This is a genomic window from Streptomyces sp. H27-H1 (genome assembly GCF_026627445.1).
Classification (GTDB): domain Bacteria; phylum Actinomycetota; class Actinomycetes; order Streptomycetales; family Streptomycetaceae; genus Streptomyces.
Window position 1 is genome coordinate 1 of sequence record NZ_JAPNLJ010000088.1, and the last position, 15,400, is coordinate 15,400.

The window sequence follows — 15,400 nt, forward strand, 5'->3', positions numbered from 1 at the left end:
CGCCGAAGCCAGTACCGTGGCTTCACCACGAACCCACGGGTCCAGCCCCTCGCAGCATGGCAACGAACCCCCGGGTTCCCGCTGAAGACCCTTCAGTTTTTGTGAACTCACGGGCAACTTGGCCCAGTTCTCGTATAGCTGCTGCCAAGTGGCGAGTAACGCTGAGTAACTTTTTGGCGACGGATTGGATCTATCCGCTTCGCTTCCACCGGCAGGTCGCCACGATGTGGTGATCATCCGATTCGGGGCGAGGAATGCACGGGTGCGCCAGGACTGGGAGCCGGAGGACCTCATCGAGGTCTGAACGCTGCTCGAAGACGACATGAAGCGGCTGCGGAACAAGTCGGGGGCGAACCGGCTGGGCTTCGTTATCTGGAGTCGCTGAGGCGCTGTCCAGGACGTACAGCACGTACGGGTGAAGCCCCCTCGGCCCCGTCCTGGATGGGATTACCTTCCGTCATCCACAACGGATGAGCGGGAGGTTCCATGAGGGTGCAGCGCGTGCTGATGCCGGACTCGGAGGCCGAGTCGTGGACCGTGCTCGGGGACGACCACGTGGCGGTCGCGCCGATCGAGCGCTACCTGGCCTACCTGGCCTGGGGCGAAAAGTCACCGAACACGGTCAAGGCGTACGCCCACGATCTGAAGGACTGGTTCGTCTACCTGGCTGGCCGGAGGCTGGACTGGCGGTCGGTGACGCTGGAGGACGTCGCCGGGTTCGTGGGCTGGTTGCGGCTTCCTCCGCAGGCGCGGGACGGGAAGGTCGTGGTGCTGCCCACGGCGGATCACCACTGCGCGGAGTCCAGCGTGAATCGCAAGCTCGCCGCCCTGTCGTCGTTTTGCGAGTTCCACGCCCGCCACGGGGTGCCGCTCGGCGACCTGATGGTGACGATGCGGCCCGCCGGCCGCCGTGGCGGCAGCTCCTACAAGCCGTTTCTGGAGCACATCGCCAAGAGCCGTCCGCAGAAGGTCCGTACGATCCGACTGCGGCAGCCGCGGCGGCGGCCGGTCGTGCTCTCCGCCGGGGACGCCCAAGCAGTGCTGGACGGGTGCGAGCATCTGCGGGACCGGCTACTGTTCGCGCTGTTGCTGGACACCGGGCTGCGGATCGGTGAAGCCCTTGGCCTGCGGCACGAGGACATCGCGTTGGCCGAGCGGCAGGTGAGCGTCATCCCGCGCCCGAACGCCAACCGGGTACGGGCGAAGTCGGGGCGTTCGCGGTGCGTCCCGGCCAGCGCGGAGCTGATGCGGCTGTATGCTGACTACCTCAACCGCGAGTACGGCGCCCTCGACTCGGACTACGTGTTCGTCAACCTCTGGGGCCACCCGCACGGCCGTCCGCTCACCTACTCCGCCGTCTATGACCTGGTGGAACGGCTGCGCCGCCGCACCGGTATCGACTTCGAGCCGCACCAGTTCCGGCACACCTACGCGACCTGGCTACTGCGCAAGGGCGCCGGCATGGAGAGCGTGAAGGAACTCCTCGGACACGCCTCGATCACCACCACGATGGATACGTACGGGCACCTCACCGTCGAAGACGCCCGTCGGACGCTGGAAGCGGCGGGCTGGTTCACCGACCGGGAGGTACGGCTGTGAGCGTCACGCCCCTGACCACAGGCCCGCTCGGCCGGTCTGGTCTGTTGGAGAAACTGCTGGCCTCGGTCCGCATGGAGTTCCACGTCGACGTGCTGGTCCCCGACGCCGACGACCTGGTGCTGGGCTGGAAGCTGCCCGGTCCCGGGCTGCAACCGCGCCGCGCACGAGCAGGGCATGTGCACCGGCCATGCCCAACGCTGGCGGCGGGACGGGCGCCCCGACCTCGCGGCGTTCCTCGCCGGCTCCGGCCCTCCTCTCCGGGGCCTGGGCGAGCTCACGCACTGCACCGTTGTGGGCTGCCGCTTCGGCGCCGCTGGCAAGGGACTGTGCTCGCGACACCGCGACAAGTGGTCCCGTTCAGGAAGCACCGACCCCTCCGCCTGGGCGGCCTCCGCGCCGCCGCTGCCAGGCACCGACCGCACCGATTGCGCTCTGCCCAACTGCACCCTGTGGGTGGAGAACGCGTCGAACACGTTCTGCAAGAGCCATCACGTCCGGTGGCGCCAGGACGGCGCCCCGCCGGTCGAGGACTTCATCGTCGAGTGCCAGTCCTTCGGCCTGCCCCGGGTGGACTTCCGCGGCCTGGCACCACAGCTCAGGCTGGAGTTTCAGTACGCCGTCCAGACCCGCCGTGACGAGCAGACCGTCACCGCCCCGGCCCGCATGATCGCGGCAGCCATCCGCTGGGCCCGTGAGGAGAACGTGACTTCCCTGCTGGACTACTCCGCCGAGCGGTGGCACCGGGTCCTCGGCCCCTACCAGCGTCGCGGGTCCGGCGGCTATGACAAGCGCGTCGCCGTGTTCCTCCTCTATGCCAGAGACGCCGTTGAGACCCTGCGCGACGGCACCGGCTGGGAGGTCGAGTACGCCCGGGACGTATGGCGGCTGGGCAAGCTGGCCGGGCTCAACCGCAGCACCAGTCGGCCCCGCCCACGCAGCGAGCTGCGGTTCGACCGCATCACCCAGCCCTGGCTGCGGGTGCTGGCGAAGCGGTGGATCCGGCTGCGGTTGTCGTCCGGACTGAACGTCAGCACGGTCACCGGCTACATGCAGGCTCTGACCCGCTTCGGCGAATTCCTCGACGCTGTCGGCCCCAGCGTCGTCCGCGGTCTCGGCGACGTTGACCGGGGCCTGCTGGAGCGCTACCTGGCCTGGCTGACCGACCTCCCCGGCGGGCTCAGCTCGAACGAGAGCCGCGTCAACGGCCTGCACCTGTTCTTCCAGGCCATCCGCCAGCACGGCTGGGACAACTCTTTGCCGACCAGCGCCGCGTTCTTCACCGGCGACTGCCCGCGCCGCCGCACACGGCTCGCCCGCCACCTGGCCGAGCACATCATGACCCAGGTCGAACAGCCGGCGAACCTCGACCGGTGGACCGATCCCGCAGCCCGGCTGATCACGCTCATCCTGATCCGCTGCGGCCTGAGGGTCTCCGACGCCTGCACCATCCTGTTCGACTGCCTGCTCCACGACGGCCAGGGCGCCCCCTACCTGCGCTACTTCAACAACAAGATGAGCCGGGAAGCCGCCGTCCCCATCGACGAGGAGACCGAGGCCGAGGTCCGGGCCCAACAGCAGCGCGTCCTCCAGCGCTGGCCGGACGGCAACCCGCACCTTTTCACTCGCCTGAAGGGCAACGTCGACGGCACCCGGCACTTCTCCCCGGACACCTACCGGCAGATGCTCAAACGCTGGCTCGCCCAGCGCGATGTCCGCGACGAGAACAGGCACCCGGTCCACCTCACTCCGCACCAGTGGCGGCACACCTTCGCCACCAGGCTGATCAACCGCGACGTCCCGCAGGAAGTCGTACGCGTCCTCCTCGACCACGACTCCCACCAGATGACGGCCCACTACGCGCGGATCACCGACCAGACCGTCCGCCGGCGCTGGGAGGCCGCCACCAAGGTCAACATCCGGGGCGAGCGCGTCACCCTCGCCCCCGAGGGTCCGCTGGCCCAGGCCGAGTGGGCCAAGACCCGCTACGGCCTCTCCACCCAGACCCTCCCCAACGGCTACTGCGGGCTCCCCGTCCAGAAGAGCTGCCCGCACGCCAACGCCTGCCTGACCTGCCCGGTCTTCCTCACCGGCCCGGAGTTCCTGCCCGAGCTCAAGGCCCAGCACCGGCGGACGCTGACGCTCGTCGACAACGCGAAGGGCTGCGGCCATCAGCGGGTGGCCGAGATGAACGAGCAGGTCGCGGCCAACCTCGACCAGATGATCACCGAACTTGAAGCTGACGGCACGCAGGAGACCGGCGATGCGAACTGACAACTCCCCGCACATCATCGCTGCCGCCCGTTCCCGGGCCGCAGCCACGAGGGAACGGGCCGTCGCCGCGCTGCGGCGCATGGACGCCACCGGCCGGTCGGTCTCCTTCGACGCCGTCGCCCGCGCAGCGGGCGTCTCGCGATCCTGGCTCTACACCCAGCCCGACCTGCGGGCCGAGATCAACCGCCTGCGCGAGCGACACGACAAGGCGGCTTCGGCCCCAAGTCCCTGACCGGCAGCGTGCGTCGGACGCTTCACTGCTCCGACGGCTTGAGGCCGCGATGGCCCGCAATCGTCAGCTGGAGACAGAGGTGCGCGACCTCAGGGACCAGCTCGCCCGCGTGCTCGGACAGCAACGAGCCGCCGCCGTCACCTCTTCGGGTGAAACCAGCAGCTCCCGCCAGCCGCCGACGAAGACCATCGGACCCTGCTGAACCGGTCCGTCGCCGACACCGGCCACCACGCAACGACCCAGGCCATAGCCCCGTCCGGTTCTGCGGCTGAAGATAAGCTTCGCGATGCTGCTGAAGTTCTTCGAGGTGGAGGCCCGCTTCCCGGAAACCGACAGGGAAGTCCCCGCCGCCGCGGTGGGTTACGTGGCCCAGCAGGTGAAGGTGCCGGCGGACCAGTGGGCGGCGTACGACTGGCAGGGCGACCGGATCAAGCGCCACCGCAAGGAGATCCGTAAAGCGTTCGGGTTCCGGGCGGGCACGGAGGAGGACCAGGAGCGGTTGGCCGAGTGGTTGACGGCCGAGCTGTGCGGGGTGGAACTGTCGCGTGAGCGGCTGGCGGAGGCGGTGGTGGCCCGCTGCCGCAACGACTTGGTGGAGCCGCCGCCCCCGGCCAAGGTCCGGCGTCTGGTGGGCAAGGCGGTCAGGGACTTCGATACGCGGTTCTGCCGTACCACTGTGGACCGGTTGTCGCACGCGACCCGCTCGCGGCTGGAGGACCTGGTCGCGGGCAGCGAGGACGGCGGCGAGGAACCGGCTGAGGACCGGGCGGTGGCCGGGGGTGGCCGGTCGTTCTTCACCGAGCTCAAGGCCGACCCGGGCGCCCCGGGGCTGGAGAGCTTGTTCGCGGAGGTGGACAAGCTCCAGCGGGTGCGGAAGCTGGATCTTCCGGCCGACCTGTTCGCGGACGTGTCGGAGAAGCAGGTGGATGCCTGGCGGGCGCGGGCGGCGAAGGAGTACCCGGCGAACCTGGAGCGGATGAAGCCGCCGATGCGCCTGACCTTGTTGGCCGCGCTGTGCCATGTGCGGCACACCGAGATCACCGACTCGCTGGTGGAGCTGTTCATCCAGCTGGTGCTGAAGATCAACACCCGGGCGGAGAAGAAGGTCGACAAGGAGCTGACCGGCGAGCTGAAGAAGGTGCGGGGCAAGGAGGCGATGATGCTGCGGGTCGCCGAGGCGGCCTTGTCCGAGCCCTCTGGCACGGTCCGCAAGGTGATCTACCCCGTCGTCGGCGGGGAGAAGACGCTCAAGGCCCTCGCCGCGGAGGCCGCGGCGAACGAGGCCAAGTACAAGGCGCGTATCCGCACCGTGCTGCGGTCGGCGTACTCGGCGCACTGGCGGCGGATGCTCACCCCGCTGCTGAAGGCGTTGACGCTCAAGTGCAACCCTCTCTGTCAAAGTAGGTCGAGCCAGGCATACTGGATGATTCATTGAGTCGAGGGCGGAGAAGGAGTAGTAACCCAGGTGGCCAGAACCAACGACCACGGGACCCCTGACCGCAGGTAGAACCCCGCTCAACCGGACCGCGCCGGTACTCCGCGGAGTACAAGGCGAGGATCCTCGCCGAGTACGAGAAGCTCGACAAGCAGGGCAAGGGTGCTCTGCTGCGCCGGGAGGGCCTGTACTCGTCACTGATCCTGAACTGGCGTCAGCAGCGTGACAGGGGTGCGACGACGGCGCTCGCCGCGCCCGCGGGGCGGCCGAAGGCCGACCCGAAAGACAAGGAGATCGCCCGGCTCGAGGCGAAGGTCGCGAGGCTGGAGGCGGAGCTGGGCAAGGCCCGCACCGTCATCGACGTTCAGGGAAAACTCTCCGCGCTGCTCGACCAAATCGCCACGGACAGCGCCACGACGAACAACGGCGAGAATCGGTGATCATCCCGGCGGACCGGACACGGACACGGGGGCTGCGGGGCTGGATCCGGTCGCGGGCACGGTCTTCGAGACCGCCCGCGCCCAGGCCCTGGAGGACTTGACGGGCGTGGTCGGCCGGGTGAAGGCGTGCTTGGCGCTCGGGGTCAGCCGGGCCACTTACTACCGTCACCACCGCCAGAGCCCTGCCCCGGTGCGGCCGCGCCGCGAACGCCGTTGACAGGCTCCGAAGCCATCGCCGGACTGCTCTCACCCCAGCAGAGCACCACCCGCAGGGTCAGCTGGCCACAGTGACCACCGGCCCGACCTGCACTTTTCGACGCGCCACCACCAACCATGCACGAGCTCGTTAGGCGAGATCGAAGGCATCGATATGACCTTGACCCTCGCCCGCTCCAAGCAGGCCGACGGCGACGCCTCACACGCCGGACCCCCGCCACCCTCGGTATCCCGACCAGCCGCCCGACCCGAGTGAGAGTCTGAAGCTGCTGGCGGTAGTCGTGGCGCTGTGGCGTCTCCGCAGCGAAAATGAAAGTGGTGGAGACTACGTTGTAGAAGGCAGGGGCGGTTTTTGCTTTTCTTCGCCCATCCTGATCACAGCCGTGCCGGACTGAAGGTCAACGGTGCTGCCGGGGGGAGCACCGGTCTCCGCGTCGTCGCGCAGAACCAGCTGTCTTTCCTTCTCCTGCTGGGCTAGCTGCCGTGAAGGGTGAAAGAGCTCATCCCACGGGCCGGTCAGAGCGCTGCCTCCCGCCGACTTCCCTCGCCGCCGGTACGCCCAGACGACTAGGAGCAGGAAGAGAGCCGTGCACAGCACGTTGATCAACAGCACCACCACCACCACCACGACGACGCTCCCTGTATTTCGGGGCTGCCCCACGCCCTCGGTCAGGATAGTGGGTACGGAGCCACAGAGTAGGCGGATGGCTCCGAGTGGCACCTCCGCCGATCAGACGAACCTCAGGAGGAGCCAGATCACGTCGGCATGATCTGGCTCACTCGTGCCGGAAATCTGATGTGGATCTGGGCGGCTCTGGCCCGGCCGATGGCACGCCAGGTCTCCCTGACATGACCGTGATCAACAAGCACAGAGTGTGGGCGGCCAAACAGCCCAAGAAGCCCATGGCGCCAAAAACGGTATGTCACACGGCCCGCTTGAAGCTTCCCCTTGATCGTGGATACCTGGAGACTGGGATCTGAGGTTCCGGAGAAAGTAGTGCTAACGAGCTCGTGCGTGGTTGGCGGTGCGGCGCCGGGACTTGATCCCTGATCATGTCCGTGTGGTGCCACCGCCAACGCGGGCAGTGACAATGTGTCGGTGCTGCTGGGCAACGACGAGGGCATCTTCGCCGAAGCCGTGAACTACACGGCCGGCGATGGGCCGTTTTCGGTGGCGGTGGGGGATTTCAACGGTGACAGCCGTCCCGACCTCGCCACCGCCAACAGGTTCAGTGACGATGTGTCGGTGCTGCTGGCCGCCGTGCCCGCGCCGGTGGCTGATGTGTCGGTGACGAAGACCGGTCCGGAAGCGGTGAGCGTGGGAAGCACCGCTACCTACCAGGTCACCGTCACCAACAACAGCAGCTCTACCCAAGCCAGCGGGGTAACCCTCACCGACACCCTGACCGGTCCCGCACTGATCTCCTCGATCACAACCGACCAGGGCACGTGCACCGTCGCCACCAGCAGCAGCCAGGCAGCCACCTGCGCCCTCGGCTCCGTTGCCCCGGGCGAAAGCGCCGAGATCACGGTCACCGTTGAACCCACCCGCGGCCCCACCGGCAGCGGCTCCAACACCATCACGAACGCCGTCGAAGTTATCGCCGCCAAGGACCCCACCCCCGCGACGGACAGTGTGAGCACGCTTGTGACGAACACCAACGGCTGCACCATTATCGGCACCAGCGGCATCGACAACATCACCGGCACCAACAACCGCGACGTCATCTGCGCCCTCGGCGGCAACGACATCGTCAACGCCGCCAACGGCGACGACCTCGTCTACGCCGGCACCGGCAACGACACCATCAACGGACAGAACGGCAACGACACCCTCAACGGCGAAGCCGGCAACGACACCCTGCGCGGCGAAGCCGGAAACGACCGCCTCGACGGCGGCACCGGAACCAACACCAACAACGGCGGCTCCGGCACCGACATCTGCACCAACCCCACCAACGGCTCCGGCTGCCCCTGACCTCACACTTCCGGAAACAGGGCTGAACCCCGCCGCTGCGACCAGGACCGACGGGCACGCCCTGCAGGTCCTTGGCGCATGACCGACACAGCCGGTACCTCACCTGCCCGCCCCTACGTCTGCCAGGGGTACGCGGCCCGGGCCGCCGGCCACCCCGCCCGGTAGTTCCGGAACAACCACCACGGCCGAGAAGGCCCACGGAGCCCGTCACCGACACGGTGGCGGGCTCCGGCACGTGCCCGGCTCATATCCTGCAGGGCATGACGGACCTCAGTTTCGCGCAGGCAAAGGCCGAGCTGCAGCAGCTCCTGGCCCGACACGAGCTCCTGGAACGGGATGTCCGGAGCGGCACGGTGACACCGGCCGAGCACGTACGCCGAGCCGCCGAGCTCACCAGGGGAATGCAGGCCCTGCAGCACCGGGTCGCGGATCACATCGGCGCCGGGGATCACATCGTCGCCGGCACGGAGATCCTCGACTTCCCGCCCGCCGCTCCGCCCCGCTGAGCTGTGTACACAATGGCTCCCGTGAATGAGCACGGGATCCGCGAAGCGCGGGCACAGCTGGCCGGCCTGGTGACCGCCGCCGCCCGCGGCGACGGCACCCTCATCACCAAGCACGGGCGCCCAGTCGCCGCCCTGCTCCCGCCCGGGGCCGCCGAACTCTGGGAGCGTCACCAGCTCCTGGCCGCCGAGGGAGCCCGGCGCCAGAGCGCCGCCGACGACCGGCGGAGCCGGCGCGAGGAATGGGAGAGCGAAGCCATGCACCCGGTCGCCGCCGTCATCCGCTACCAAGGCCACCCCGGCAGCGACGATCCGCTCTGCCTGCCCGACGCCGACCAGGTGCCCCGGCCCCGCCGCGAGCTCCGCGGCCTGGTCGAGCATCTGCGCCCCGACTACCGCTGGTGGATGCGCGAGGCATGGGACGATTCCCGCCGTCCCGAGCAGCCGTACGCGTCCGGGTCCGCGCTCGTCGTCGAGCACGACCAGGCCGCCTGGAGTACGACGGCGCCGCCTACCGGCTGACCATGCGCCGCCGGCTGCGGAACACGGGCAGCGAGCCGATCACTCGCTACCTGATCGGTAGCAGCGTCGACCGCTACCCCGGAGAGTCGGAGCGCTCCAACACCCACTACCGCGTCCACTCGCTGACCTGGGACGAACTGGCCCTCACCGCGACGTGCCGGGGCGAGGCGATGCGGTGGGAGGCCAAACACGACCGCGACGCCTTCAAAGAGATCTGGCTCGTCTTCGAGAACGCGCAGGGCCGCTTCCCGCTCTACCCGGGCGAGTCGGTGTGGATCGAGTACGCCGACAGCGTCGGCGACGAGAAGTGGGGCCGCTGGTTCCAGCGGGCAGTCCGGCTGCCGACCGAACACCTCCAGGTCTCCCTCGCCTTCCCCGCCGCGCTCGACCCGGTGGTGTGGGGCACCGAAACCTCCATGAGCGCCGAGGCCTCCCCGCTGCGGACCGCGCCCGTCCGCAGCGAGGAGGGCGGGATGCGGGTCTTCACCTGAAGAACGTCCGCACCCGCCCTGCACGCCCGCTACCGTCTCGAATGGCGCTTTCGCGCCCGCCAAGAAGTCGATTCGACGCAGGGAGAGTTCAGGTGACCATGGTGCAGCCCAGCCAGCGGATGCGCGAGATCGGCATCGTCCAGCGCGGCGCCCCCGTCCTGGCCGAGCCGGCCCGCCCCTTCGTCCTCCCGGCCGAGCGCGAGGACGCCGAGCGCGCCATCAAGATGCTGTTCGCCGCGATGGAACGCATCGGGCAGGTCCACCCCTTCGCCAAGGGCATGGGGCTCGCGGCGCCGCAGATCGGTATCGGCCGCGCGGCGGCCACCGTCCAGCCGCCCGGCCGCGACACCGCGGTGATCGTGCTCCTCAACCCGCGCATCACCGCTTCCTCGGCCCAGACCGACGAGCAGTACGAAGGATGCCTGTCCTTCTTCGACGTCCGCGGCATGGTCCCCCGCCCGCTGACCATCACGGTTCAGACCACCGCCCTCGACGGAACCACGGTGACCACCGTCTACGAACGCGGCCTCGCCCGGCTGCTCCACCACGAGATCGACCACCTCGACGGACTCCTCTACACCACCCGCATGCGACCCGGCATCGACCCCATCCCAGTTGAGGAGTACCGGCAGACCGGCACGGCCTGGACATACGGCCAGTAGACCCTGAGAGGCCCCTGCCCGTGATGCGGGAACCGGCTGAACGCGCCCGCAGTGAAGGCAAGCCGCGTGCGTGGGGGAGACTGGACGGGCCCGGCGGCGTGCCAACGTCCGGCCGATGCTGCCGCTGCCGGGCTCCTCTACTTGCGGCAGGCGTGCCATCGTTCCATCCCCTGCCCGGCAACCGGGCCGATACCGTGGGCGCTGATCACCCGCAGCGAGAAGGACGCGGGCCGGGCGGTCAAGGAGAGGAGTGCCTGGTGACCGTCGAGGACCCGGCCGCGTGGGCAGACCTGTTCACTCGCGATGTCGACGACCAAGCGGTGCAGTTCGTCCGGCCCGCCGATACCGACCGCCCCACGTGGTCGGCCTACGACGGCGGGACCTACCTGGGGACCGTGTCCGCGGAGCCGGACGGTGGCCCGCCGCTGTGGCGGGTGCAAACCACCCGCGAGGCCCACCGCGAACTCGCCGACGCTGTCCGCGCCCTGCGGCGCCCGACGTCCTGGCCGCGCGAGCGCGAGCAGGTCGCCCGCTGGGCCCGCCGTCTGCTCGCCGACGACTCGCTCCTCGCTGTCGATGTGGAGACGACGGGACTGGTGAACCCGTACGCGGTACAGATCGCCGCCGTCGACCGGGACGGCACCGTGGTCTTCAACGAGTACGTGCAGCCGAACGCCGCCATGGAGCCGGCCGCTGCCCAGGTACACGGCATCACGGAGGACCGGCTCGCCGCCGCGCACACCTTCGGCCGGCTGCTGCCCGCCCTCACCGACGCACTCCGTGGCCGGACCCTGGTCGCGTACAAGATGGACTTCGACCGCGGCGTCTTCGAACGCGAGCTGGTGCGCCACTATGGCAGCGCCGCGGCAGCCGAACAGTGGCTGGCCCAATGCCGGTGGGAGGACGCGATGGTGCCCTACGCGGTGTGGAAGGGCCTGTGGTCCGCCAAGCGAGGCGCTTACCGCAACCAGCGGCTCGGCGGCCCTCACGACGCGGTAGCCGACTGCCGGCTCCTGCTTGCGAAACTCGAACAGATGACGCAGTCCGCGCCTGCACACCGCTGGTGATCTTCCCCGAAGAGAGGCGAGGGCCAGAGCCGCACGCGGGGCCACTCTCACAAATGACCATCTGTGCGAGTTCTGCGAGAGCCCAGAAACGTGATCCGTTTCCGCAGGTCGCCGTTCGCAGAAGTCCTCTCGAAACCTGGGGGTTATGCGAGAGGCAATCTGCGAGACTGATCACGTGGATCTGACGCCCGATCAAGCAGCAATCGCGGTAGAACGCAACGACTGCCCCAAGTGCGACGTACCCGCCGGCAGCGCCTGCCGAACACGTGGCGGGAAGACCGCCACGAAGTACCACACCCCCCGCTTCGTCCTCGTGCCCGCGCTACGCGAGCACCTCGACATCCCGATCCCCGCCGACCGCGGCCCCGGACGGCCCTGGAAGCAGGGACCGGCGCCCGCCGCGGTTCCCACACAGCGCGATGGCAAGCCGATCAGAATCGCGTACGCGCGTACGTCGACGGCCCGTCAAGAGCTGGCGAGCCAGCTCGACGCGCTGCGGGAAGCGGACTGCCACAAGGTCTTCCAGGAGCAGATCAGCACCCGCGTCAAGGTGCGGCCCGAACTGGAGAAGGCGCTCGCGCTCGCCCGCCAGTTCAAGGAGGCCGCCCCGGATACACCGGTCATCTTCACCGTCCACGAGCTCAAGCGCCTGGCCCGCAACGCCGCGGAGCTGATGACACTGTCCGCCGAGCTCCAGGCCGACGACATCCAGCTCGAACTCCTCACCGGGCCGCTCGCCGGGATCTACGACCCCAACGGCATGGGCGCCATGTTCTTCGCCGTCCTCGCCGTCGCCGGGCAGATCGAACGCAACTACATCCGGGAGAAGACCCTGGAAGGCCAGGTCAGCGCCGCGAAGAAGGGCAACCACGGCGGACGGCCCAAGGTCATCGACGACGACATGCTCACCTTCGCACTCGCGCTGAAGGACAAGGGCGTCCCCGTCCCCGAGATCGCGGGCAAGCTCACCATCAAGACCGGCAAGAATGCGGGCACGAGCCCCTCGGTCGCCTCGCTCTACCGGGCGCTCGCCGAGGCAGAGGAAGCCGAACCGGTCGCGTAACAGGACCACCCTTCGATCCGAAGGCTACTGGCGGGTTACTTGTCACCTGGCTCGCTGCTCGTTAACGGCACCCCGATGTCGGCTACAACCCCGCCCTTCGACAGCTCGGCAATCGCCTCGTCGGCATCCTCCACGGCTGCCTCAAGACCCGCACCCTCTACGACGAAGCGACCGCATGGTCGCACCACGCCCACCTCCATGCCGCTTGACCTCAAACGACATGGGGTGTCTCAAACGCTACGTCGCACGAGAAATCTACCGACACCTCGTCCCCGCGAACCCTCCGGCTGGCCAGACCAGACCCGCCACAGTCGCTGCTTGACATCCATAGGGGCATCAAGCTCGCCGTCCGCTATGAGGCGACCGTCCTGGTCGCAGCCCTGAATGAATGGCTTTGATCGTAAGTGGCCTTCCCGTCATCGTTCACCAGTCCCGGCCAGAGGTCAGCACCTCCGCATCGGCGTCCGTGAATCCGTATGCCGACGCGACGAAACAAAACTCGTCACAGATCCACTCACGCGGAACCGTCTCGATCCCACTCCCGGCCGCCGCAAACTCCTTGTCCAACAGGTTGAACTCCTCCGTCGCAGCCTGGGTGAGGGCATACAAGGCCCCCAGATCCGACGGCTGCTCGGCCTCAATCCGTTCGCACAGCCGCAGCAGGATCGCCTTCCCCTGGTCGACTACGCGATCAGGGAAGTACGAGTCGTCGTACATCTACCGCAGGAACGCGTGTCCCGCTACCTGCTGGTTTGTGATCGGCATGGCGCTTCCCTACCTCCGCGAAGAACTGACGCGCCGATCATGCACAGCACCACTGACAACGACGCACCCCATGTACGCCAGACCCCACGCGACCAGGACTTTCACAACAGGTCCTAGGCCGCCCTCACCGACCGTCCGAGTGGGCCCCGGCGTAAACCGCAAGGGTTCGGACAGGTCCTCACTCACTCAAGGGCGTTCGAGCATACGGTGCCGGAGGGTGTCGTAGATCGGATCACTTTCCAAAAGGTTGGCGGTCAACGTGGCTGCGAACGATGCTGCCAGCAACGGCAACAGCAACGACGTCGCGCCCGTCATCTCGATAACAAGGACCGTTCCCGTCACCGGCGCACGGACGACCCCGGCGAACAGGGCGGCCATCCCAACAACCGCGAACGCACCCGACCCAGGCACGGGCAGCAGCGGTGCAGCCGCCGCGTGTGCGAGCGCCCCGCACAGGGCGCCCAGCGCCAGCAGCGGAGCGAAGAGCCCACCTGGGGTGGCAGCCGCGTAACTGAGCGGGCCAGCGGCGAATCGCACGACGAGGTAACCGGCCAGCACGGCCACAGCCGGCCCCTGACCGTCCAGCAACTGTTCACTCAGCGGGTCACCGTCGCCTACCAGCAGCGGATCGAGGGCGAGGAGCAGCCCCACCAGTGCCCCGATGGCTGCCGCCCGGACCACCGGCGGCACGTCCGTGAGCCGGTCACAGACCGCGAGCATCCCGACCACGAGCGCGCTATACGCAGCGCCCACCGCGCCCATCACCACCCCGAACAAAAGGAACAGCGGAAGCAACCACCCCGCCGGGGCCGGCGGCGGGGAGTATGGGAAGGCCTGGACGTCGTCCACCAGCAGCCGGGCGCAGGCAACGGCAGTGACCGTGCCGATAAGGGTGAGCAGCACCATCCGGGGGCGAACCGTACGGGTCACCTCCTCACAGACGAATATCACCCCGGCCAGCGGGGCGGTGAACGCGACTGCCAGGCCCGCACCACCGAGCGCGGTGTGCACGCGGCGGACGTCGTCAGGGTCCAGGCCGGCGCGGCGGCCAGCCTCGGCGCCGATCGTCGCACCCATGTGCACGGTCGGGCCCTCCCGCCCCAGGACCAGTCCGGAGCCGATGGCGATGACCCCGCCGACGAACTTCGCGGGCAATAGCCACAGGGAGCGGGCGTGGCCCTCCTCCAGCCACACGGCCTGCACGTGCTGGATGCCGCTGCCAGCCGCCTGGGGCACACACCGGGCGATGGCGCACGCCGCTGCCGCGCCCGCCGCGGTGAGGGTGACCGGCACCAACCAGTCGGCACTGCCCGCGACGGCGGCCCCGTCGAGCCACTCGCGAAACTCGACGGCCTGTTCCAGGCACCATCGGAAGGCGCCGCCGAGCAAGCCGACGATGCAGCCGGCAACCGCTGCCACGACATAGGCTCCGTGCTCGCGCCACCGCTGAGCGTGAACGGAGACGTCAGGGATACCGGGCTTCCCGGGCATGGACGAACCTCCGCTTTGACTCCGTCCGAGCCTGGACTGCCGCGGGCCGCTCGTCGCGCAGCTCGCCGTACGAACCAGCGAATCCAGCCCCGACCGGCCGAACGCAGGCCGGGGCCTTGACCCCGGCTTTTGAACACGTCTATGCGGCTCGGGCCAGGGTAGTTGACGTTGATTGGAAGGCGTTCTCGAAGGCGATCGGGGATCGCTGACCGAGGGGGAGTGTCGGCGTTGGGTGTTGTATCGGGTCAGCCAGCAGAAGGCTTCGAGTCGCGCCTCGCGCTCGCTAGGCCAGCCCTTTTGGCCTTTGAGGGTCTCTCTCTTGAAGGCCGCGTTGAACGACTCGGCGGCGGCGTTGTCGGCGCTGGATCCGACCGCGCCTATGCTCTGCCGGACCCTGGCTGACCTGCAGGCTTCGGCGAAGGCCCTGCTCGTGTATTGGGCGAGTTCAACCAGTCGTTGCAACACCGGGCTGTTGCAGCGAGCGTAGCTGCTCTTCGAAGACCTCGGCCGGTGTCCGCCAGCCGAGGACTTTGTGGGACCGGTTGTTGATCGTCATGGCGACGGCTTCGAGGTCCTCGGCGGACCACCGGGAGAGATCAGTGCCCTTCGGGAAGTACTGACGCAGTAGCCCGTTCGTGTTCTCGTTTGTGGGTCGTTGCCAGGGC

Annotated in this window: 16 protein-coding genes and 3 pseudogenes; 14 read left to right on the plus strand and 5 right to left on the minus strand. The window is 68.5% G+C overall.

Features of this window, described 5'->3' with window-relative positions; all coding sequences use genetic code 11:
- Window positions 1-486: 486 nt before the first annotated feature.
- The 6 genes and pseudogenes from OTB20_RS40495 to OTB20_RS43055 all read left to right on the plus strand — a co-directional run.
- Window positions 487-1,599 carry a tyrosine-type recombinase/integrase gene (locus OTB20_RS40495; RefSeq protein ID WP_267824916.1) on the plus strand — a complete coding sequence of 371 codons (1,113 nt, stop codon included), beginning with the start codon at window positions 487-489 and terminating at the stop codon, window positions 1,597-1,599.
- Between the two features lie 174 nt (window positions 1,600-1,773).
- Window positions 1,774-3,870 (plus strand): tyrosine-type recombinase/integrase, encoded by a 2,097-nt coding sequence (locus tag OTB20_RS40500; RefSeq protein ID WP_267824917.1) that lies wholly within the window; start codon window positions 1,774-1,776, stop codon window positions 3,868-3,870.
- Window positions 3,860-4,102 (plus strand): DUF6262 family protein, encoded by a 243-nt coding sequence (locus tag OTB20_RS40505; RefSeq protein WP_267824918.1) that lies wholly within the window; start codon window positions 3,860-3,862, stop codon window positions 4,100-4,102. The genes OTB20_RS40500 and OTB20_RS40505 overlap by 11 nt, the downstream gene beginning before the upstream one ends.
- Before the next feature lie 49 nt (window positions 4,103-4,151).
- On the plus strand, window positions 4,152-4,304 hold the full coding sequence (locus tag OTB20_RS40510) for a hypothetical protein (protein ID WP_267824919.1): 153 nt from the start codon (window positions 4,152-4,154) through the stop codon (window positions 4,302-4,304).
- Window positions 4,305-4,376: 72 nt separating this feature from the next.
- Window positions 4,377-5,537 (plus strand): DUF4158 domain-containing protein, encoded by a 1,161-nt coding sequence (locus tag OTB20_RS40515; RefSeq protein WP_420716608.1) that lies wholly within the window; start codon window positions 4,377-4,379, stop codon window positions 5,535-5,537.
- A gap of 101 nt (window positions 5,538-5,638) precedes the next feature.
- A pseudogene (locus OTB20_RS43055) lies at window positions 5,639-5,977 on the plus strand (transposase); the annotation flags it as partial.
- A gap of 541 nt (window positions 5,978-6,518) precedes the next feature.
- Here OTB20_RS43055 and OTB20_RS40520 read toward each other — a convergent pair.
- The gene (locus OTB20_RS40520; protein ID WP_267824921.1) at window positions 6,519-6,821 is read right to left on the minus strand and encodes a DUF6191 domain-containing protein; all 303 of its coding nucleotides are present in this window, start codon (window positions 6,819-6,821) and stop codon (window positions 6,519-6,521) included.
- Window positions 6,822-7,286: 465 nt separating this feature from the next.
- On the opposite strand from OTB20_RS40520, the gene OTB20_RS40525 reads away from it, so the two are divergent.
- The 8 genes and pseudogenes from OTB20_RS40525 to OTB20_RS40560 form a co-directional block, all read left to right on the plus strand.
- Entirely contained in the window at window positions 7,287-8,171 is an 885-nt protein-coding gene (locus OTB20_RS40525) for a hypothetical protein (protein WP_324290479.1), read from the plus strand.
- A 260-nt stretch (window positions 8,172-8,431) separates the two neighbouring features.
- Complete coding sequence (locus tag OTB20_RS40530; protein ID WP_267824923.1) at window positions 8,432-8,677, plus strand: hypothetical protein; 246 nt, start codon at window positions 8,432-8,434, stop codon at window positions 8,675-8,677.
- A 21-nt stretch (window positions 8,678-8,698) separates the two neighbouring features.
- Window positions 8,699-9,196, plus strand: coding sequence for a type II toxin-antitoxin system Phd/YefM family antitoxin (locus OTB20_RS40535; RefSeq protein ID WP_267824924.1), 498 nt, complete (start codon window positions 8,699-8,701; stop codon window positions 9,194-9,196).
- Window positions 9,197-9,198: 2 nt separating this feature from the next.
- Window positions 9,199-9,687, plus strand: coding sequence for a hypothetical protein (locus tag OTB20_RS40540; protein ID WP_267824925.1), 489 nt, complete (start codon window positions 9,199-9,201; stop codon window positions 9,685-9,687).
- A gap of 98 nt (window positions 9,688-9,785) precedes the next feature.
- Window positions 9,786-10,349, plus strand: a complete 564-nt coding sequence (locus OTB20_RS40545; protein ID WP_267824930.1) for a peptide deformylase — start codon at window positions 9,786-9,788, stop codon at window positions 10,347-10,349.
- A 257-nt stretch (window positions 10,350-10,606) separates the two neighbouring features.
- On the plus strand, window positions 10,607-11,416 hold the full coding sequence (locus tag OTB20_RS40550) for a 3'-5' exonuclease (protein WP_267824926.1): 810 nt from the start codon (window positions 10,607-10,609) through the stop codon (window positions 11,414-11,416).
- Between the two features lie 175 nt (window positions 11,417-11,591).
- A complete protein-coding gene (locus tag OTB20_RS40555; RefSeq protein ID WP_267824927.1) occupies window positions 11,592-12,479 on the plus strand; it encodes a recombinase family protein in 888 nt (295 codons plus the stop codon).
- 83 nt (window positions 12,480-12,562) lie between these two features.
- Window positions 12,563-12,688: pseudogene (locus OTB20_RS40560) on the plus strand (IS110 family transposase); the annotation flags it as partial.
- A gap of 214 nt (window positions 12,689-12,902) precedes the next feature.
- On the opposite strand, the gene OTB20_RS40565 reads toward OTB20_RS40560, so the two are convergent.
- The 4 genes and pseudogenes from OTB20_RS40565 to OTB20_RS40580 form a co-directional block, all read right to left on the minus strand.
- Window positions 12,903-13,196, minus strand: coding sequence for a DUF5713 family protein (locus OTB20_RS40565; protein ID WP_267824928.1), 294 nt, complete (start codon window positions 13,194-13,196; stop codon window positions 12,903-12,905).
- Window positions 13,197-13,430: 234 nt separating this feature from the next.
- Window positions 13,431-14,663 (minus strand): chloride channel protein, encoded by a 1,233-nt coding sequence (locus OTB20_RS40570; RefSeq protein WP_267824929.1) that lies wholly within the window; start codon window positions 14,661-14,663, stop codon window positions 13,431-13,433.
- 211 nt (window positions 14,664-14,874) lie between these two features.
- Window positions 14,875-15,176: pseudogene (locus tag OTB20_RS40575) on the minus strand (integrase core domain-containing protein); the annotation flags it as partial.
- Between the two features lie 4 nt (window positions 15,177-15,180).
- The coding region (locus OTB20_RS40580) for a transposase (protein ID WP_420716607.1) at window positions 15,181-15,400 on the minus strand (220 nt) is incomplete at its 5' end.